The following is a 19300-nucleotide window of genomic DNA, read 5'->3' as shown; positions in this document are numbered from 1 at the left end:
CCTGGCGGGTGTCTCGTGAAGCGCCTGCGACCAGTGAGTCGCGGCCGCCGCGGAAGGAGACCGCCATGCAACAACCCCGCGTAATCGTCGTGGGCAACGAGAAGGGCGGGGCCGGCAAGTCCACCATCGCCATCCACCTGACCGCCGCCCTGCTGCACGGCGGTGCGAAGGTGGCGATCATGGATCTCGACCTGCGCCAGTCCTCGCTCGGCAAGTTCTATCGCAACCGCGCCGCCTGGCTGGCCGCTCAGACCGATGTGTCGCTGCCCATGCCCCTCGCCCGCCACCCGGCCGAGGATGGCGTCGCCCTCGCCCGCGCCGAGGCCGCCCAGCAGCTGGCCGCCTTCGAACAGGCCTTCGCCGCCGGCCACCAGGACGCCGACTTCCTGGTCATCGACACCCCTGGCGGCGACACCGCGCTCAGCCGCGCGGCCCACGCCCGCGCCGACCTGATCGTCACCCCGATGAACGACAGCTTCGTCGACTTCGACATGCTGGGCAGCGTCAACCCGGTGACCCTCGAACTCGAAAAGCCCAGCCTCTATTCGGAGACCGTCTGGGAGGCCCGCAAGGCGCGCGCCTTGGCCGGCCAGCGACAGGCCCTCGACTGGGTGGTGCTGCGCAACCGTCTAGCATCGGTCGATGCCCGAAACCGCAAGCGCGTCGATGACCGGCTGATGGCCCTGGCCAAGCGCGTCGGCTTCCGCACCGGCCCCGGCCTGCGCGACCGTGTCATCTACCGCGAGCTTTTCCCCTTCGGCCTGACCATCGCCGACCTGTCGGCCAAGGTCCGCCCGATCCCGGTGGCGCTCAGCCACGTCGCCGCCCGCCAGGAACTGCGCGCCCTGATGCATTCGCTTGGCCTTTCGGCCTTCTCGGGCGATGAGTTGCTCGCCGCCGAGTAGGCGGGGAGTGAGCCGATGATCTATCTGTTGCTCGGCGGGGCGGTGATCGCCCTGCTGATCTGGACCGGCCGTCGGTCTCTGCCCCGGCTCGCCAAACGCGACTGGCGCATCGCCGCCGGGGGCCTAGCGGCGCTGACGTTCCTGGGAGCCCTGTTGATGGGCGCCCGCGGCAGCCCCCTGATCGCCGGCGCCCTGGCGGCGGCCGGCATCGCCCTGGCCCTGGCCGCCCGCGTCAGCCCGGCCAATAAGGCGCCCCGCCTGAAGACCAGCGACGCCGAGGCCCGAGCCATCCTGGGCGTCGGCCCGGACGCCACCGAGGCAGAGATCAACGCCGCCTACAGCCGCCTGATCCGCCTGGCCCACCCGGACAAGGGCGGCACGACCGGCCTGGCCGCTCAACTGAACGCTGCCCGCGACCAACTGCTGAAGCGCTAATCGAGCGCCGCCGCGATCTGCGCCGCCAGGACCTTCAGCTCAGCGGGGTCGGCCATGCCTTCGCCATGCCGGCCCATCGCCGCGCCTTCCCAACGGGGGATGACATGGACATGCAGGTGAAAGATGGTCTGTCCCGCCGGCGCCCCGTTGAACTGGGTGACTACGATCCCATCCGGGCGCAGAGCGCGCCGCACCGCCCGCGCTAGCCGCTGGGTTGCCGCCATGACCTCTGCCAGCACGTTCGGCTCGACCTCGAGCAGATTACGCGCCTCGGAGACCTTGGAGATGACCAGGCAATGGCCCTTCGACTGCGGGAACGCGTCCATGAAAGCCAGCACCCGGTCATCCTCGAACACCCGCGCGCTGGGAATCTCGCCGCGGATGATCTTGGCGAAGATATTGCCGCCATCGTATTGGCCATCGAGGCTCATGCTATACTCCCAAGGGTCCGTGACGCTTCGATAGCAAGGGTCGAGGGGGAAGACGATGGCCGAAGATCTCACCGAACGGCAGAAGAAGTGGTTCGCGTCCGTCCAGGCCAGCCTTGAACGCGACACTGGCAAAACCCTCTCCGAATGGGTCGCCATCGCCAAGACCTGCCCCGAGACCGGCCGCCGAAAGCAGACGGAATGGCTGAAGGCGCACCATGGCCTGGGCGTCAATCGCGCCGCCCAGGTGCTGCACGAGGCCTTCCCCGAAGCCCTCGGCTGGGATGACAGCGACGGCCTGCGCGCCGCCCTGTGGAAGGACCCGGCCTCGGCCGCCATCTTCGAGAAGATCGAGGCGGTCGTGCAGGATTTCGAAGGCCTGGTCACCGGCCAGCGCAAGGGATTCAGCGCCTGGTCCCGGAACTTCCAGTTCGCCTCGGTGCGACCGGTGAAGGGCGGCAAGGCCCGGTTGGGCCTTTGCGTGGCGCCGGACGCCGACGTCCGCCTCGAGCCCTACAGGAACGAGGGCTGGTCGGAGCGGCTGAAGGCGGCTGTCACCCTGGCCTCTCCCGATGAGGTGGACGCGACAATGGTCAAGCTTATCAAGGCGTCCTGGGACGCGTCTTAAGTCTCTTGCCTGAACGGCGAGTACTCTTCCACCAGCCAGGCCATCTCGTTCTGGACCCCCGCCCGTTCCTGGTCGAGATACCGCGCCACTGGCTCGCGCAGCATCGGGTCGGCGATCCAGTGAGCGGAGTAGACCGGTGAGGGCAGATAGCCGCGGGCGATCTTGTGCTGCCCCTGGGCGCCGGCCTCAACCCGCTTCAGGCCGAGACGGATCGCCTGTTCGATGGCCTGGTAATAGCAGAGCTCGAAATGCAGGAACGGCCGCTCCTCAAGGCAGCCCCAGTTGCGGCCGTACAGGCAATCGTCGCCGATCAGGTTGAGGGCGCCGGCGATCCAGCGGTCCTCGCGCCTGGCCATCACCAGCAGGACGCGGTCGGCCATTCGCTCGCCCAGCAGGGAGAAGAACCGGCGGTTCAGGTAGGGGCGGCCCCATTTGCGCGAGCCGGTGTCCATGTAGAAGGCGAAGAAGGCGTCCCAGTGGTCTTCGGTCAGGTCGGCGCCGCTGACAGCGACGATCTCGATCCCCGCCTGGGCGTCGCGGCGCTCCCGTCGGATGGTCTTGCGCCGCCCCGACGACAGGGCAGCCAGGAAGTCGTCGAAGGTGGCGTAACCGGCGTTGACCCAGTGGTACTGCTGGTCCTGGCGGGCCAGCAGCCCGGCCTCGCTGAGGAACCGCCAGTCGCCCTCCTCCGGAAAGGTGACGTGCAGGCCCGAGGCGTCCAGCTTTTCGCAGAGGGTCAGGGCGCCGCCGAGCAGCATCCGCCGGCCCTCGTCCGCATCGACGTCGGGCCGCACCAGCAGGCGGGGACCCGTCACCGGCGAGAAGGGCGAGGCGCACTGGAGCTTAGGGTAGTAACGGCCGCCGGCCCGCTCATAGGCGTCGGCCCAGGACCAGTCGAAGACGTACTCCCCCTGGCTGTGGCTCTTCAGGTAGAGGGGCATCACCGCCGCGACGGCGCCGGCCTCGTCCTCGACGCTCAGGTGGTGCGGGGCCCAGCCAGTGCGGTCGCTGGCGCAACCGCTCTCTTCCAGCGCATCCAGGAAGTCGTAGGCGACGAAGGGATTGCCCTCGCCGGCGCAGGCGGTCCAGGCGGTCTTGCCGATATCGTTGATGCGGCGGTGGATCCTGACCGCCGGCTTCAAATTCACGCGCGGAAGCCCTCGAAGATGACGTTGTCGCAGTAGGGCTCCAGCCGCTCGCCGTCCTCCAGGGTGCGCACCGTCCAGGCGATGATCGGCATGCCGCGCTGGCGGAAAACGTCGGCGCGGGGGGAGGGGAGCATCTTGGTGTCGAGCGCCAGGAAGTCCGGCCGAGCCAGGTCGACATGCTCGAGGTTGGCGAAGCTCTTGCGCATCTCGGGGGCCAGCTTCTGCGCCGCCTCATCGTTCCAGGCGTAGCTGTCCAGGCCGCGCAGGATCTGTGGGTGATGGTCGGCGAACCAGGCGTGGCTGTAGGGGTTGAAGCCGATCACACAGGTCGGGCCATGGTGGTCGAGCAGAACCTCGCTGACCCGCTTCTCCAACGGCCCGACCTCGCCGAAGCGCGTCTTCAGCTCGATGTGAACCAGCGCCCGGCCGCCGATCTCGACCAGCGCCTCAGCCAGGGTGGGGATCGGTTCGTCAGTCCCGGCCAGCCGCAACTCGCGCAGATCCGCTAGGCTGCGTTCCTTCAGCTTGCCTTCGGTTCCGGTCATCCGGTCGAGGCTGTAGTCGTGGAACACCACCGCCTCCCCGTCGGCGGTCAGGTGGACATCCAGCTCGATGCCGTAGCCAGCGGCGCAGGCGGCCTGGAAGGCGCCCAGGCTGTTCTCCGGCGGGCCGTCCGGCGACCACAGGCCGCGGTGGGCGATCGGCGGGCTGAACAGCCGCTCCCAGGCCTCGCCGAAAGCTTCCGGAGCGGGGCGTGGGTGATGCTTCACGACGCCAACTCCACAACCGCGTCCACCTCGACCGCGAAGTTGCGGGGCAGTCGATAGACCCCCACCGCCGAGCGGGCATGGCGGCCGGCGTCGCCGAATACGGCGACCATCAGGTCCGAGCAGCCGTTGACGATGGCCGGGATGTCGAAAAAGTCCGGCCCCGCCTGGACGAAGCCGCCCAGCTTCACGACCCGGACCACCTTCGACAGGTCGCCGGTCGCCGCCTTCATCTGGGCGATCAGGTTGATGCCGCACAGTCGCGCGGCCTTCACCGCCGTCTCCGCGTCAACGTCCTCGCCGACAATGCCGGTGATCCCACCCCCGGCATCGAGCGACACCTGGCCGGAGATGTGCAGCAGGTTTCCGGATCGAACGAAGGGCACATAGTTGGCGATCGGCGCGACGGGGGCGGGGAGGGCGATGCCCAGCTGTGCGAGGCGGTCTTCGGGGGTCGTCATGCCCGATAACTAGCCCGCCGAACCCTGGGCCGGAAACGAAAAAGGCCCGGATCGTCACCGATCCGGGCCCTCACGTTCCAGTGACTGGAAGCTTATTTTACCGACTGGAGCTTTTCGACCGTGGCGGTCACGCGCTCGTTCAGCGGTTTCATGCTGTCCTTGACGGCCGCGGCGACGGTTTCGCCCATCTTGCCGGCTTCGGCCATGTACAGCTCCATGGCGCTCTTGGCCCAGCTGGTCTGCAGCTCGACGGCTTCCTGCACGCTCTTGGCGCCGGCCAGGGCCTTGGCGGCCGCGACCTGGTTTTCCATCGCCAGCTTGGAGTAGGCCATGTACTGCGCGCCCAGCGACTCGGCGCCCTTGGTCGCGGCGGTGACCGAGGCGACCACGGCTTCCAGGTTCTTCTTCGAGTGGGCGTTCATCTCGTTGAGGCCGGCCAGCGACTTCTCGACGCTGTCCTTGAACGCGACGTTGCCAGCGGTGGTGAACTGTTCGACGGTGCTCTTGAGGGTCTCGGCGGCGGCCATGGGGCTCTCCTTGCGAGGTCGGGTGAGGATCTGGGAACCGATTTCTGGGGAGGATCGGCGTACCCGAAATGTCTCATGCTGCACTGCAGCAGTCAACCGTTTTTGTGCACTGCACAATGACGGTCCTGTGAACGCTGTCTAGGTGCGTTGCGGCAATTCGCTCAAGAGGTGTTTACTTTGGCGTAAGTCGCGATCGTGCATGTTATGATGCAAGTCGCCGCCGAAGGGGGGTGGCGCAAACCATTGATTCTTCGACGGACGCAGCATGTTCCAGCCCGCCCGCCGCGTTGCATTCGCAGCCCTGGCCGCCGCCGCGATGATCGTCTCGCCAATCGTTAACGGGCTTGCCTCCGCGCAGGTTCCCTACAGCCAGCTTCAGGCGCCGCCCAGACCCAACCCGGCTGATGTCGCCAAGTACGCCGCCGTGGTGGTCGACGCCAACACCGGCGAGGTGCTCTACGCCAAACGCGCTGACAGCCCGCGCTATCCGGCTTCGATCACCAAGGTGATGACCCTCTATCTGGCGTTCGAAGCCATCCAGGACGGCCGGATGAAGCCGTCCGACCTTATCACCGTATCGGCCAAGGCCGCCGCCCAGCCGCCGACCAAGCTGGGCGTCAGCGCCGGCGATGTGATCACCGTCGATGACGCGATGAAATCCATCGCCGTGAAGTCGGCGAATGACATGTCGGTCGCCCTGGCCGAGCACATGGCCGGCTCGGAAGCCAAGTTCGCCGCCCTGATGACCCTGCGGGCCCAGGAGTTGGGCATGCTCAACACCCGCTTCGTCAACGCCTCGGGCCTGCCGGACAGCCGCCAGATCTCGACCGCGCGCGACATCGCCATCCTGTCGCGCGCCGTGATGCGCGACTATCCGCAGTACTACAGCCTGTTCAACCTTCGCAGCTTCACCTTCCGCGGCGTGACGATGAACAACCACAACCGCCTGCTGGCCCGCATGCCGGGGGTGGACGGGCTGAAGACCGGCTACACCAACGCGTCCGGGTACAACCTTGCCGCCTCGGGCGTGCAGGACGGCCGTCGGCTGATCGTGGTGATGCTGGGCGGGACGTCCAACGCCGCCCGCGACAACCATGTGCAGGAGTTGCTCAGCACCGGCTTCGACGTGATGCGCCGCCGTGACCGCGGGGAACGCATTCTCGTCGCACAGAGCCTGTTCGAACCGCCGCCGCCGGCCCCGATGCAATACGCTTCGGCTCAGGGCGATGCCGCACTGCCGCGCGCCACCTTCACCGATGGCCCCGACGCCGGCGGCTTCGTGGTGGCCCGCAGCATGCCGACCGAGTCCGCGGTCAAGAAGACCCCCGCCAAGAAGGCCACGCCGCCCAGGAAGCCCAAGGGGCAGTGGACGGTGCAGGCGGGCGCCTTCAAGAGCAAGGATCAGGCTCGCACCCAGATGAGCTCGATCCGCAAGAAATTCGGCAAGGTGCTGGACGACGCCGAGGGGGTGATCGGAGACAAGGTCAGCGGCTTCTTCCGCGTCCGCTTCACCGGCCTCACCGCCGATGACGCCCGCGCCGCCTGCAAGGCGCTCAAGGCCAAGAAACAAACCTGCATGGTCGTGGCGCCCGGTCGCTAGGAACCTTCAGGCGACTTGCGCGTTGCGGCGCTGGACGGGCGCGTTTGCGGCCGTTTTCTGGGGACGTCCTTGCCCGACGATTTGGCGCCGAAGCGATCTGTGACCGCTGCTCCGTTCCCTCACGCCGATGGCGAGATGGCGCGGCGTGTGCGCGCGCACGACTGGGCCGTCACCCCGCTCGGGCCGCTGGAGACCTGGCCGCAGAGTCTGCGTACCGCCGTCAACTTGATGCTCAACGCTCGCCAGCCGATGTTCGTGCTCTGGGGGCCGGAGCGGATCTTCCTCCACAACGATGCCTACATCCCCATTCTCGGCGCCCGCGAGACGGAGGCGCTGGGCCGGTTTGTCGGCGACGTCTGGCCGGAAATCTATGACGACGCCCGGGAGCTGATCGACCCGGCCTTCCAGGGCATTCCTACCTGGACCGAGAACCGCCGCCGGGTGGTGCATCCGGACGGTCCACCCCGCGTCGGCTGGTACACCGTTTCCTACACCCCGATCCACGACGAGGCGGGCGCCGTGGCCGGGGTGTTCACGGCGGTCACCGACGCGACAGAGCATGTGGTGGCGGAGCAGCGGCTCAGCTTCCTGCTGCACCTCAGCGAGCAGCTCCGCGCCTGCACCGATCCGGTCCAGATCACGGCCATCGCCGCCCGCGAGCTGGCTGAACACCTGGACGTGGCCCGCGTCGGTTTTTCCCAGGTCGATCCTTCCGAACAGTCGGTCACCGTGCTCAGCGATTGCAGCCGAAAAGGGCTGGACAGCGTGGCGGGCACGGTCCGGCCGATGATGCGGTTGGGACCTGCCCTGATCGACCGGCTGAGAGCCGGCCGGGTGGTGCGGATCGACGATATCGCCACAGATCCCCTGACCGCCGACCACGCCGAAGGCTATGGCGCCCGCGGCCTGATGGTCGCGCCCCTCATCCGCGACGGCCGGTTCACCGCCCTGATCTTCTTCCACGAACCCGAGCCCCGCGCCTGGACTGACGGCGAGGCAGCCCTTGCGGAAGATGTCGCCGCCCGCACCTGGTCGGCCCTGACCCGCGCCCGCGCCGAGGCCGCGCTTCAGGAAAGCGAAAGCCGTTTCCGCGCCATGGCCGACCAGGCCCCGGCCCCTATCTGGGTGACCGCCGCCTCCGGCGAGATGGCGTTCGCCAACCAGGCCTTCGGCGATCTTGCGGGCCGTGATCCGGCCGGAATCACCGGCGACGTCTGGATCGAGATGCTGCATCCGGATGACCTCAGCGGCGTCCTGGCCGCCCGGTCATCGGCCCGTCTGCACAACGACCCCTACAGTTTCGAGGCGCGTTTCCGCCGCCCCGACGGCGGCTGGCGCACCATGCTGGCCAGCGCCCGGCCGCGCGTCACCCCCGACGGCGGCTTCGAAGGCTATGTCGGCCTGGCCATCGACCTGACCGAGATGCGGGCGGCCGAGGCGGCGATGCGCGAGAGCGAGGCCCGCTTCCGCCTGCTCGCCGAAAGCGCCCCGGTGATGCTGTGGATGGGCGACGAGAACGGGAACTGCCTCTATCTGAACCGCTCGCTCCGCGAATTCTGGGGCGCGGCCGATGACCTGTCCGGATTCACCTGGGGCGGCACGGTGGTTGAGGCCGACCAGGAGCATCTCTTCGCCGCCCTCGGCGCGGCCATGGAGCGCCGTGCGCCGCTGGAGGTCGAGGCCCGCTACTGGCGCGCCGACGGCCATATTCGCACGCTGTTCACTCGCGCCGAACCGCGCCACGACGCCGAAGGCCGGTTCGTCGGCATGATCGGGGTCAACGTCGATGTCACCGAAGCCCGCAAGGCCGAACAGCACCAGCGGCTGCTGATCAACGAGCTGAACCACCGGGTGAAGAACAGCCTGGCCACCGTCCAGTCGATCGCCCACCAGACCCTGCGCGACAGCCTTCCGATCAGTGAGGCCCGCGACCTGCTGACTTCCCGCCTGCTCTCGCTCTCGGCGGCCCACGACGTACTGACTCGCGAAAGCTGGGAGGGCGCGGACCTCGGCGAGGTTGTCGCGGCCGCCCTGCGCCCTTACGACGCCGCCCGCCATTCGGCCCAGGGGCCCCACCACCGCATCGGCCCCCAGACCGCCCTGGCTCTCAGCATGGCGCTGCACGAACTGGCCACCAACGCCCTGAAGTACGGCGCCCTGTCCGGGTCCGAGGGGCGGATTTCCATCGCCTGGGAAGTCCAGCACGATGGCCAGCTGGTCCTGACCTGGCGGGAGGAGGGCGGCCCGCCCGTCGTCCCGCCCAGCCGGACCGGCTTCGGCAGCCGCCTGCTGCGCCAGGGCCTGGGCGTCGAACTCGGCGGCCCCGCCGACTTGCGGTTCGAGCCGACCGGCCTGGTCTGCGTCATCCGCGCCCGCACCGCCGGCTAGCGCATTGCTCGACGGCGAAGGCTGCGCGAGCCTAGTCTGCTTCCGGAAGATTCCGGGGAGGGCTCCTTGCAACGCATCCTGATCGGGCTGGCCGGCATCCTGCTGATCCTCGGCCTCGCCTTCCTGCTGTCGCGCGGCAAGCGGCGCATCAACCTTCGCATCGTGGCCAGCGCCTTCGCACTCCAGGCGGCGATCGCCGTCTTTGTTCTCTACCTGCCCTGGGGCCAGGCGGCGATGGCCGCCGCGGCGCACGGCGTCGAAAGCCTGCTCGGCTACAGTAAGGTCGGCATCGAGATGGTGTTCGGCGGCCTGACCCAGGTGAACGGCATCGCCAGCTTCGCCATCAACATCCTGCCGATCATCATCTTCTTCAGCGCCCTGGTCTCGATCCTCTACTACCTGGGAATCATGCAGGCAGTCGTCCGTTGGGGCGGCGGGGCGCTCAGGCTGCTCCTCGGCGTCGACCGGGTGGAGGGGCTCTACGCCGCGGCCAACGTCCTGGTCGGCCAGTCGGAGTCGCCGCTGGTGGTGCGCGGCTACCTGAGGGGCCTGACCGACGCCCAGATTTTCGCCCTGATGACCACCGGCATGGCCGGGGTCGCCGGCTCCATCCTCGCCGCCTATGCCCAGATGGGGGTGAGGATCGAATACCTGCTGGCCGCGGCCTTCATGTCGGCACCCGGCGGCCTGCTGATGGCGAAGATCATCATGCCGGACGAGAAGCCCTTCCCCGCCGCCGAAGCTGGTGAAGAGGTCCAGGCGATCGCCGCCGCCACGCCCGAGCCTGAGCAGGAGGAGCGTCCCGCCAACATCATCATGGCCGCCTTCAACGGCGCTCAGGATGGGGTGCAGCTGGCCGTGGCGGTCGGCGCCATGCTGATTGTCTTCGTCGCCCTGATTGCCCTGGCCAACGGGATCCTCGGCGGCGTCGGCGGCCTGTTCGGCCACCCGGATCTCAGCTTCCAGCAGATCCTCGGCGTCGTCTTCGCGCCGGTGATGTTCATGCTCAACGTCCCCTGGTCCGAAGCCGGCCAAGCCGGGGAGCTGTTCGGCGAAAAGCTGATCCTCAACGAGTTCGTCGCCTACCTCCACTATAGCGAGGCCCGCGCCACCCTCTCGCCTCACACCCAGGCCGTAGTCACATTTGCCTTGTGCGGCTTCGCCAATATCAGCTCGATCGCCATCCAGATGGGGGTCCTGGGCGGGCTGGTTCCGGAGAAGCGGCCGTTGATCGCGAAGTATGGGCTGCTGGCTGTCCTGGCAGGCTCGCTGGCCAATCTGATGAGCGCCGCGATGGCCGGGCTGCTGATCGCGCCCTGACAGCGACAATCGAAAAAAAGGCCGGGCAGAGTCGCCTCCGCCCGGCCTGATGTTTCGCGTCAGTGAAAGATCACTCCGCCAGCGCCGGCTCTTCGATCTCCGGCGCGCCGGGCTCTCTTGGTTTCGGCGTATCGATCTCGAACTCGAAGGCGATCTTGCCGTCCTTGAGCACCACCTTCACGTGGCCGCCCTTGGCCAGCTTGCCGAACAGGATGTCGTCGGCCAGGGGCTTCTTGATGTTCTCCTGGATCACCCGGGCCAGGGGCCGGGCGCCGTAGAGTTCGTCGAAGCCGTTCTTGGCCAGCCAGTCGGCCGCCTCGTCGGTGGTCTCGATGGTGATGTTGCGGTCCGCGAGCTGGGCTTCCAGCTGGAGGACGAACTTCTGCACCACCTGGCGGATGATGTCCTGGGTCAGCGGCTTGAAGGCCACCACCGCGTCGAGGCGGTTGCGGAACTCCGGGGTGAACAGCCGCTTCAGGGCCTCTTCCGTCTCGCCCTCGGCGCGGCCGCGGCCGAAGCCGATCGACTGGCGTTGGGCGTCAGCGGCGCCGGCGTTGGTGGTCATGATCAGGACGACGTTGCGGAAATCGACCTTCTTGCCGTTGCTGTCGGTCAGCGTCCCGTTGTCCATCACCTGCAGCAGGATGTTGTAGACGTCGGAGTGGGCCTTCTCGATTTCGTCGAGAAGGACAACGGCATGCGGATGCTGATCGACCGCGTCGGTCAACTGGCCGCCCTGATCGTAGCCGACATAGCCGGGGGGCGCCCCGATCAGCCGGCTGACCGTGTGCCGCTCCATGTACTCCGACATGTCGAAGCGCAGCAGTTCGATGCCCAAGGTGGAGGCCAGTTGGCGGGCCGCCTCGGTCTTGCCGACGCCGGTAGGGCCGCTGAACAGATAGCTGCCGATCGGCTTGTTGCCTTCGCGCAGACCGGCCCGGGCCATCTTCATGGCCGAGCTAAGCTGGATGATGGCTTCGTCCTGGCCATAGACCGCGCGCTTCAGGTCCGCTTCCAGCTCCTTCAGCGCCTCGGTGTCGGTCTTGCTGACCGACTTCGGCGGGATACGGGCGATCTTGGCGACCACCGCCTCGATCTCCTTCACCCCGATGGTCTTCTTCCGCTTGCCTTCCGGCAGCAGCATCTGGCCCGCGCCCGCCTCGTCGATCACGTCGATCGCCTTGTCGGGCAGCTTGCGGTCGGTGATGTACTTGGCCGACAGGTCCACCGCCGTCTTGATGGCGTCGTTGGTGTACTTCAGCTTGTGGAAGTCCTCGTAATAAACCTTCAGGCCCTTGAGGATCTTGATGGTGTCGTCGATCGTCGGCTCGTTGACGTCGATCTTCTGGAACCGCCGCACCAGCGCCCGATCCTTCTCGAAGTGCTGGCGGAACTCCTTGTAGGTGGTCGAGCCCATGCAGCGCAGGCTGCCCGAAGCCAGAGCGGGCTTCAGCAGGTTGGACGCATCCATCGCCCCCCCGCTGGTCGCGCCGGCGCCGATCACCGTGTGGATCTCGTCGACGAACAGGATGGCGTTGGGGTGGTTCTCCAACTCCTTGATGACCTGCTTGATCCGCTCTTCGAAGTCGCCGCGATAGCGGGTGCCGGCCAGCAGCGCGCCCATGTCGAGCGAGAAGATGGTGGCGCCTTCCAGCACCTCCGGCACTTCGTGCTGGATGATCTTGCGGGCCAGGCCCTCGGCGATGGCCGTCTTGCCGACGCCCGGGTCACCGACCAGCAGGGGGTTGTTCTTGGTCCGCCGGCAGAGGATCTGGATGCAGCGCTCCACCTCGGCCAGCCGCCCGATCAGCGGATCGACCTTGCCCTGCTTGGCCTTCTCGTTGAGGTCGACGCAGTAGGCTTCGAGCGCCTCGCCGCCGGTCTTGGCGTTCGGCTTGCCGGGGGCGTCCTCGTCCTCGGCGCCCTTGACCACCTTCGGCTCCGAGGCGCCGGCCTTCTTGGCGATGCCGTGGGCGATGTAGTTGACCGCGTCGTACCGCGTCATGTCCTGCTCCTGCAGGAAGTAGGCGGCATGGCTCTCGCGCTCGCTGAACACGGCGACCAGCACATTGGCGCCGGTCACGTCGTCGCGGCCCGAGGACTGCACGTGGATCACGGCACGCTGGATCACACGCTGGAAGCCGGCGGTCGGCTTGGCGTCCTCCTCGTCATCGACGATGAGGGCGCGCAACTCGGTGTCGATGTAGCCGACCAAAGTCTTCTTCAACTCGGCCAGATCGACGTCGCAGGCCTTCATCACCCCCGCCGCGTCCTCGTCGTCCGCGAGGCTCAGCAGGAGGTGTTCCAGCGTCGCGTACTCATGCTTGCGCTGGTTCGCATAGGCCACGGCCCGATGCAGGGTTTCTTCGAGGTTGCGCGAAAACGAGGGCAAATGCGGCTCCTCAATCCTTTTCCATGGTGCACTGCAGCGGATGCTGATGGCGTCTCGCGGCGTCGATCACCTGGGCGACCTTCGTCTCGGCCACCTCGTAGGTGAAGACGCCACAAACGCCGACGCCGTTCTGGTGCACATGGAGCATGATCCGGGTCGCATCTTCGCGCGACTTGTTGAAAAAACGCTCAAGCACGTACACGACGAACTCCATCGGCGTGTAGTCGTCGTTCAGAATCAGGACGCGATAGAGCGAGGGCTTCGCGGTCTTGGCCTTGGTCTGGGTGACCACCGCCGTTCCCGAGCCACCCTGGCCCGCCCCCGTACCTGACTTTCTTTCAGCCATACCGACCTTGTGACACTGATTAAGCGGCCACGAAGCAGCGGCCGTCGTTGATGATTAGATATGGAAACCTCGGCCCTTTGGAAGGGGGCCGTTGGCCCACATGACGCTTTGTGAAGAGCTTCGCCTAATCGGGGGGGCCAACGCATTCGCCGCCGGTGCGGATGCAAGACGGCGAACCGCAGCGGCCCGGTCCGCCATATGGTGCGCCAAACGGCGCTGTGAAAGGCGCCGGCGGACACCCTCTTGACTGACAACCGTAATCTCGCCCAGGCCCCGGACCCCCTGAACGGGCTCGGGGCCAAGGAGGCGTGCGATCGCAAGGTCTGCACGTTCACGGTCGGGCGGTGACGTCTTTGCCGCCCCTGAGCGGTTCACAATCGCCGGCCCCGTCCGTCGTGCAGGAAAGGGCTCCGCGAAGGAGCCGGGACCAGCACGAGAGGGCGGCGCATGACCTACACCAGAACCAACGTCTACAACCTGCCGCCGGCGCCGGAGGGCGAGTGGCCGGACTGGTATCTCTGGTATGCCAAGGGGGTTCAGGCCCTGCAGGCCCTGCCGCTGACCGACAAGTTCAGCTGGCGCTATTACGCCGCGATCCACGGGTTCAACGCTGAAAAATGGGAAGAGGTCGATCAATACACCCTTGGTGAGTATCTGCCGGGCAAGGACGAGAGGGATATCTACTGGGATCAGTGCCAGCACCGGAGCTGGTACTTCCTGCCGTGGCATCGCGGGTATCTGTACGCGCTTGAGGAGACCCTGCGCGACACCATCAGCAAGTTGCCGAACGGACCCGACGACTGGTCTTTCTGCTATTGGAACTACTACGAGAAGGGGCAGAACAGCATCCCGGCGCCATTCCTGGCCAAGCTGATGCCCGATGGGACGAAGAATCCCCTCTACATCGAGCAACGTCGGCGGTTCACGATCCCGAGCAGCCAAATTGGCCGATGGGCGCTCAAACAGCCCTATTTCACGGCCTGGCTGATCCTGGCGGGCTTCGGCGGGCCCAAGACCGGCTTCATGTGGTCCGGAACCGACAACGGCGCCCTTGAGAACGATCCCCACAATATCGTCCACGGCACGATCGGTGGGCTGATGGGCCGGGTGGTGACCGCCGCTATCGATCCGATCTTCTGGCTCCACCACGCCAACGTCGATCGGATGTGGGAGATCTGGGTGCGCGCCGGGGGCAAGAATCCGACCGAGACCGATTGGCTCAACGGCCCGATACCCAGCAACAACGGGCGGGTGTTCACCGTCCCGCGTGTCTCCGATCCCGCCTGGACCTTCACGCCGTGCGACATGACCAGCATCGCCGCGCTCGGCTACACCTATGACAGCTTTGCGGTCCGGGAGGATGACGATGTATCCTCGGCCGACGTCACGATTCAACCGGCGCCGGATCGGTTCCAGGCGCTTCCTAAACCGTCCATCGGCAGACCTTCAGGAGTGGGCGCCATGCCTTTCGCGACCCCGGAACTGGTCGGCGCCCAAGATGGCCCCGTGACGGTCGTCGGATACGAAACCGACACCACCGTCGAGGTCGACAACAGCGCGAGACCCAAGCTGGCCAGTATGATGGCCAGCCCCGGCAACACGCTCGGGACCGGCAACCAGCTGGCCATGAAGATCGAGAACGTGACCGGGAACTACGATGCCGTGACGCTTTCGATCTTCATTGTCCCGCCGACCACGACCGACCTGTCGGGCGCCTCCGACCTGCTGGTCGGGTCTATCGGGCTGTTCGGGCTCGAAGAGGCCTCGGATCCGAATGGGGCGCATGGGGGCGCCGGGCTCAGCTTCATTCTGGACCTGACCGAGGTGATCTCGGGCCAGGGGTGGCAGGGCGAGGACGTTACCGTGCGGATCGTCTCGCTTGACCCTGTCCCGAACTGGGCGAACATCACCATCGGCAAGATCAGCATCTTCCTGCTCGCCGGCGGCTGAGGACCTTATCCTCATGCCGCCCGGCTCATGGCCGGTGGTCCGGGGCGTCGTCCTGGTGACCATCGGCGCCTGGGTCCTGGCCGTTCTCCAGGACCGCGGCTTGTTCCTGCCGACCTTCTGCGCCATGACGGTGCTGACCCCGACCGCGGCCCTGGCCTCGCTGGACCTGGCGTTTGCGCTCAACCCGCCAGGCCGGTTGGCGGCGGGGTGGGCGCTCATGCTGGCGGCCATGATGACTCCGCTGCTGGTTATCCCGCTCCTGCACGTCCGCGCCGGCGCTCTGGCCAGGCGACGCTTGCAGATGATGGCCGCCTTCCTCCTTGCCTACGCCGCTGTGTGGATGGCGGCGGGAGCGGTATTGCTGCCCGTTGCGATCTTGCTGCGGCTGGTCACGCCATCGCCCTGGATTCTCCTGGGCCTTATCATCCCGCCGGTGCTGATCTGGCAGGCCTCGCCCGCGCGCCAGCATTGCCTGAACCGCCGCCATGCCCGCCCGCCGCTGCCGGCCTTTGGGGCTTCGGCTCTCGTCGCCGCGATCCGCTTTGGCGCAGCCCAGGGCTTCTGGTGCATCGGCGCCTGCTGGGGCCTGATGCTGGCGCCCTTGCTCCTGCCCCATGGCCACCTGCCGATCATGGCCGCCGTGGCCCTCTGGCAGTTTGCCGAACACCTCGAGCCGCCCGAGCCGCCGAGCTGGCGTTGGCGGTGGCCACGGACGGCCGCGCGGTCCATCGCCTGGCGGCTGCGCAACCGCAGGCGGCCCGCTATGGCTCCCTAAAGACCCAGCGCAACCTCTCGCCCACAGACCTTGTCGCCTCCGGCCGCGAGCGCCTTCAGCCATTCGTCCAGCCGCCGGTCGAACTCGGCCAGCCGGGCCGCGTCAAGCGTCGCCAAGGTATGGCCTCCGGTCTCGGCGATGAGCAACTGCACGCAACCACCCCGGCTGTTCGCCGCGGCCGCCCAGCGACGGGCGACCTGCAACGGCGTTTGCCGATCCTTGCCGCCGCTGTAGGCCAGCATCGGAAGGGCGCCGTAGCGCGGCAGGTCCAACATCCCGGTGCTTCGCGGCCGGCAGCGCCCGTCGGCGAGCTTCTCCACGCCAAAGGTCCGGGCGATCCAGCCGCCGATCCGCTCGCATTCCCAGCCGGACGGGTCTTCTGGAAAGTCGATCAACCCGCTGTCGAGGACGGCGAAGTCGAGGCCCTCCAGCCGCAACTCCACCGAGGCCGCAATCGCGAGCCCCCCGGCGCTGACCCCATAGAGCCCGATCGGTCGGCGTCGATAGCCCGGCTGTTCTCGAGCCCAGGCCACCGCCGCCTCGACATCGGCGGCCAGGACACGGGTGGCCGGCGACCGGAACGCCAGCTGATGCGCGGCGCCGTACCCTGGCGTGCCCCGATACTCCAGGTCGAGCACATCGAACCCCAGGGCCAGCAGTCGGCGCGTAGACCCATGGGAATTGCTGCGGGTGTTTGCCTGCGGCCCTCCATGCAGGCTGACGATCAGCCCGCGCGGCGGACCGGTTCTGTCGGTCAGCCAGTAGAGGCGGGCCGGAAGCCCCGCCAACCCGTTCGCGACGCGCACCGGCTCGCTGGAGATGTTCAAGCGCTGCTCGCCGCCCGGCTCGCGATGGATCAACCGACCCGATCCGGCTTCCGCCGAGTAGAGGTAGAGGCGCCGACCGCCGGCGACGTCCTTGAAGTCGAGCACAGCGGTGGTGTGACCATCGTCGACTTGCGCCTCGACGAGTTCGAGGCTGGGGGAGTCCGCCCGCGTTTCGGCGATGAACCGGTTGAGCGACCGGGCGAACCCAGCCGGCGCCTCGACGCCATGGAAGCCGTCGGCGGTCAGCACGCCGGAAGCCACGGCCCCGCCCGAGGTAAACACTGGCCAGAGCGGACCGGTCGGTTCGGCCGGCAGCCTCAGCTGTTCGGTCCTGCCGGCCCGATGCCGCAGCAGCTGGCCATTCCGCCCGGCCGACCCCGCCCACTGATAGATTTCCCCTCCGGGCGCGACGAGGGTGCGTAAGGGCGATCGGGGCAGGCACCGGCCCTCGTCGCACTGAACCTCGGTCCAAGCGGCGCTGGCGGGGAGGCGGCTCACTCGCCCGGATGCGGAATACAATTCAGATAAGTCATGCCCGGCTCGCCATCCGGCCAGGCCGCCCGACGCGGAGAACAGGAGTTCCACACCGCTGTCCTCGAGCCTGCCGGGAAAACGGCCGCGAAGCCGGGGATCGACCCTGCCCCACAGGGCGCCTGCGTCCTCTATGTCGAAACCGCTCGGAAACCGTGCGAACGCCTCCGGCGTCAGGACCGGGCCCGTCGGGACGTTCGGGTATCCGGCCGGTGGGTTGGCCCGAAACTCCGCCCGCCAGCCGCCGTCGGTTCGAGCCAGCGCGACCCAGCCCCGTTTCGATCCCTTATCGACCGAGAACAGCACGGCGTCGCTTCGCGTCGACCAGAGGATGTCGGCGCCGCCGCGGGTCATTCGGTCTCGGCGGCGGCGCGATCACAGGTTGCGACAGCGCCCTGCTTCGCCAGGCAGTCCGTGTCCTGGAGCCGATAGCGGATGGTGGCCGAGGGGGCCGGATCGGCCCGTTCGATGGACAGCAGCAGCCTGCCGTTGGGTGACAGCGCGGTGCGGGGCCAGTGATCCGGGAGCGAGGCGGGCGGCCACTGTGCGACCGCCGGAGCGGCGACCAGCAGCCCCACCGCCAGCAGAAGGGCGCGGACGGGCGCCCTCATTCCCGGTCCCGCTTGAGCGCCCGGCCCGTCACCAAGGCGCCCTTGCCGAACTTGGCCGCCAGCGTGTCCATGGCCGTCTCGTGCTTCAGCGCTCGCGTCTCATCCCCGGCGAAGAAATCTCCGCCGGACGCCCCGACCGGCTCGAAATCCGACAGCCCCGCGCCGATAAGACGGTAGAGCGTCCCGTCCGTCTCCGCCGCCAGCAGTTCGCGCACCGCATTGAACAGGGTCCGCGCCGTCTGGGTCGGGGCGGGCAGGGTGCGGCGGCGCGTGATGATCTTGAAGTCGGTCTTGCGCAGCTTCAGCACCGCCACCCGGCCGGTGATGCCTTCCTTGCGCAACTGCCGGGCCACCTTTTCGCAAAGGGGCCAGAGGATGTCCTCCAGGGTTTCGCGGTCGCTGTAGTCGGTGTTGAAGGTGGTCTCCGCGCTGATGGTCTTGCGGCCCTGGCCGGGGTTCACCATCCGGGCGTCCTGGCCGTGGGCCAGCTTGTGCAGGGCCATCCCGTGGCTGCCGAACTGCTCGGCCAGGTCCTTGAGGTCGGCGCGAGCCAGGTCACCGACGGTGCGATAGCCGGCCTTCTCCAGGGTGGCGGCGAATACCGGTCCCACGCCCGGCAGGATGCTGGCCGGCTTAGGCGCCAGGACGGAGGCGGCCTCCGTTCCCAACACCGAGAAGCCACGCGGCTTGTCCAGTTCCGATGCCACCTTGGCGAGGAACTTGTTGGGCGCCAGGCCGATGGAGACGGTTAGTCCTACCTCCGCCTCGATCCGCGCCTGCAGCCTGGCCAAGGTGAGGGCAGGGGGCATGCCGTGCAGCCGTTCGGTGCCCGACAGGTCGATCCAGCATTCGTCCAGCGACAGGGTCTGCACCAGCGGCGTGAGATCCCGGATCATCGCCATGATCCGCTTGCTCTCATGGACGTACTTGGGGAAATCGGGTTTGAGGATGGTCGCCTGCGGGCACAGCTTGCGGGCCTTGAACATCGGCATCGCCGACCGCACCCCGCTCATTCGCGCAATGTAGCAGCAGGTGGTCACCACCCCCCGCACACCGCCGCCGACGATCAGCGGCACATCCCGCAGCTCCGGCCGGTCGCGCTTCTCCACCGAGGCGTAGAAGGCGTCGCAGTCCATATGGGCGATGCTGAGGGTCGTCAGTTCGGCATGCGCTACGATTCTCGGCGAGCCACAGGACGGGCAGCGCCGGGGCGCGTCCTCCCCGGTCCAGAAGCAGTCGCGGCACAAGACCTTCATGAGCG

18 protein-coding genes are annotated in these 19300 nt (G+C 67.6%); 8 read left to right on the top strand and 10 right to left on the bottom strand.

Features of this window, described 5'->3' with window-relative positions; translation table 11 throughout:
* Positions 1–65 precede the first annotated feature (65 nt).
* Positions 66–905, top strand: a complete 840-nt coding sequence (locus tag GVN21_RS05535; protein ID WP_166573729.1) for a division plane positioning ATPase MipZ — start codon at positions 66–68, stop codon at positions 903–905.
* Positions 906–920: 15 nt separating this feature from the next.
* Positions 921–1340, top strand: coding sequence for a DnaJ domain-containing protein (locus GVN21_RS05530; RefSeq protein ID WP_166573728.1), 420 nt, complete (start codon positions 921–923; stop codon positions 1338–1340).
* Here the strand turns inward: GVN21_RS05530 and GVN21_RS05525 are convergent.
* On the bottom strand, positions 1337–1771 hold the full coding sequence (locus GVN21_RS05525; protein WP_166573727.1) for an HIT family protein: 435 nt from the start codon (positions 1769–1771) through the stop codon (positions 1337–1339). The two genes, GVN21_RS05530 and GVN21_RS05525, sit on opposite strands and share 4 nt — an antisense overlap.
* Before the next feature lie 55 nt (positions 1772–1826).
* Here GVN21_RS05525 and GVN21_RS05520 point away from each other — a divergent pair, with 55 nt between their 5' ends.
* A complete protein-coding gene (locus GVN21_RS05520; protein WP_166573726.1) occupies positions 1827–2396 on the top strand; it encodes a DUF4287 domain-containing protein in 570 nt (189 codons plus the stop codon).
* Here GVN21_RS05520 and GVN21_RS05515 read toward each other — a convergent pair.
* The 4 genes from GVN21_RS05515 to phaP all read right to left on the bottom strand — a co-directional run bounded on the left by GVN21_RS05515 (position 2393) and on the right by phaP (position 5299).
* The gene (locus GVN21_RS05515; protein WP_240902778.1) at positions 2393–3577 is read right to left on the bottom strand and encodes a GNAT family N-acetyltransferase; all 1185 of its coding nucleotides are present in this window, start codon (positions 3575–3577) and stop codon (positions 2393–2395) included. The two genes, GVN21_RS05520 and GVN21_RS05515, sit on opposite strands and share 4 nt — an antisense overlap.
* Entirely contained in the window at positions 3541–4314 is a 774-nt protein-coding gene (locus tag GVN21_RS05510) for a glycerophosphodiester phosphodiesterase (RefSeq protein WP_166573724.1), read from the bottom strand. Before GVN21_RS05510 ends, GVN21_RS05515 begins: the two co-directional genes overlap by 37 nt.
* The gene (locus GVN21_RS05505) at positions 4311–4772 is read right to left on the bottom strand and encodes a RidA family protein (RefSeq protein WP_166573723.1); all 462 of its coding nucleotides are present in this window, start codon (positions 4770–4772) and stop codon (positions 4311–4313) included. Before GVN21_RS05505 ends, GVN21_RS05510 begins: the two co-directional genes overlap by 4 nt.
* 92 nt (positions 4773–4864) lie before the next feature.
* The gene (phaP, locus tag GVN21_RS05500) at positions 4865–5299 is read right to left on the bottom strand and encodes a TIGR01841 family phasin (protein WP_166573722.1); all 435 of its coding nucleotides are present in this window, start codon (positions 5297–5299) and stop codon (positions 4865–4867) included.
* A gap of 265 nt (positions 5300–5564) precedes the next feature.
* On the opposite strand from phaP, the gene GVN21_RS05495 reads away from it, so the two are divergent.
* From GVN21_RS05495 to GVN21_RS05485, 3 genes are all read left to right on the top strand, one after another.
* Positions 5565–6899 (top strand): SPOR domain-containing protein, encoded by a 1335-nt coding sequence (locus tag GVN21_RS05495; protein WP_166573721.1) that lies wholly within the window; start codon positions 5565–5567, stop codon positions 6897–6899.
* A gap of 147 nt (positions 6900–7046) precedes the next feature.
* Positions 7047–9287 (top strand): PAS domain S-box protein, encoded by a 2241-nt coding sequence (locus tag GVN21_RS05490; protein ID WP_166573720.1) that lies wholly within the window; start codon positions 7047–7049, stop codon positions 9285–9287.
* Positions 9288–9353: 66 nt separating this feature from the next.
* Positions 9354–10607, top strand: coding sequence for a nucleoside transporter C-terminal domain-containing protein (locus GVN21_RS05485; protein WP_166573719.1), 1254 nt, complete (start codon positions 9354–9356; stop codon positions 10605–10607).
* Between the two features lie 70 nt (positions 10608–10677).
* On the opposite strand, the gene clpA is transcribed toward GVN21_RS05485, so the two are convergent.
* Both clpA and clpS read right to left on the bottom strand, forming a co-directional pair.
* Positions 10678–12999: an ATP-dependent Clp protease ATP-binding subunit ClpA gene (gene clpA / locus GVN21_RS05480; protein WP_166573718.1), complete on the bottom strand. Its 2322-nt coding sequence runs from the start codon at positions 12997–12999 to the stop codon at positions 10678–10680.
* 10 nt (positions 13000–13009) lie between these two features.
* Positions 13010–13345, bottom strand: coding sequence for an ATP-dependent Clp protease adapter ClpS (clpS, locus tag GVN21_RS05475; protein WP_166573717.1), 336 nt, complete (start codon positions 13343–13345; stop codon positions 13010–13012).
* Positions 13346–13792: 447 nt separating this feature from the next.
* Between clpS and GVN21_RS05470 the strand changes: the two genes are divergently transcribed.
* Positions 13793–15295 (top strand): tyrosinase family protein, encoded by a 1503-nt coding sequence (locus GVN21_RS05470; protein WP_166573716.1) that lies wholly within the window; start codon positions 13793–13795, stop codon positions 15293–15295.
* A 13-nt stretch (positions 15296–15308) separates the two neighbouring features.
* A complete protein-coding gene (locus GVN21_RS05465; RefSeq protein WP_166573715.1) occupies positions 15309–16070 on the top strand; it encodes a DUF2182 domain-containing protein in 762 nt (253 codons plus the stop codon).
* Here the strand turns inward: GVN21_RS05465 and GVN21_RS05460 are convergent.
* The 3 genes from GVN21_RS05460 to GVN21_RS05450 are packed head-to-tail and all read right to left on the bottom strand — an operon-like array spanning position 16067 to position 19295.
* Positions 16067–17782: a prolyl oligopeptidase family serine peptidase gene (locus GVN21_RS05460; protein ID WP_166573714.1), complete on the bottom strand. Its 1716-nt coding sequence runs from the start codon at positions 17780–17782 to the stop codon at positions 16067–16069. The genes GVN21_RS05465 and GVN21_RS05460 overlap by 4 nt on opposite strands.
* Complete coding sequence (locus GVN21_RS05455; RefSeq protein WP_166573713.1) at positions 17779–18039, bottom strand: hypothetical protein; 261 nt, start codon at positions 18037–18039, stop codon at positions 17779–17781. The genes GVN21_RS05460 and GVN21_RS05455 overlap by 4 nt, the downstream gene beginning before the upstream one ends.
* Complete coding sequence (locus GVN21_RS05450) at positions 18036–19295, bottom strand: DNA polymerase IV (protein ID WP_166573712.1); 1260 nt, start codon at positions 19293–19295, stop codon at positions 18036–18038. The genes GVN21_RS05455 and GVN21_RS05450 overlap by 4 nt, the downstream gene beginning before the upstream one ends.
* Between the last annotated feature and the right edge of the window lie 5 nt (positions 19296–19300).

Origin of the sequence: Caulobacter sp. SLTY (assembly GCF_009905535.1) — a bacterium.
Taxonomy (GTDB): Bacteria; Pseudomonadota; Alphaproteobacteria; order Caulobacterales; family Caulobacteraceae; genus Caulobacter.
This window is presented reverse-complemented; position numbering and strand designations above follow the sequence as displayed.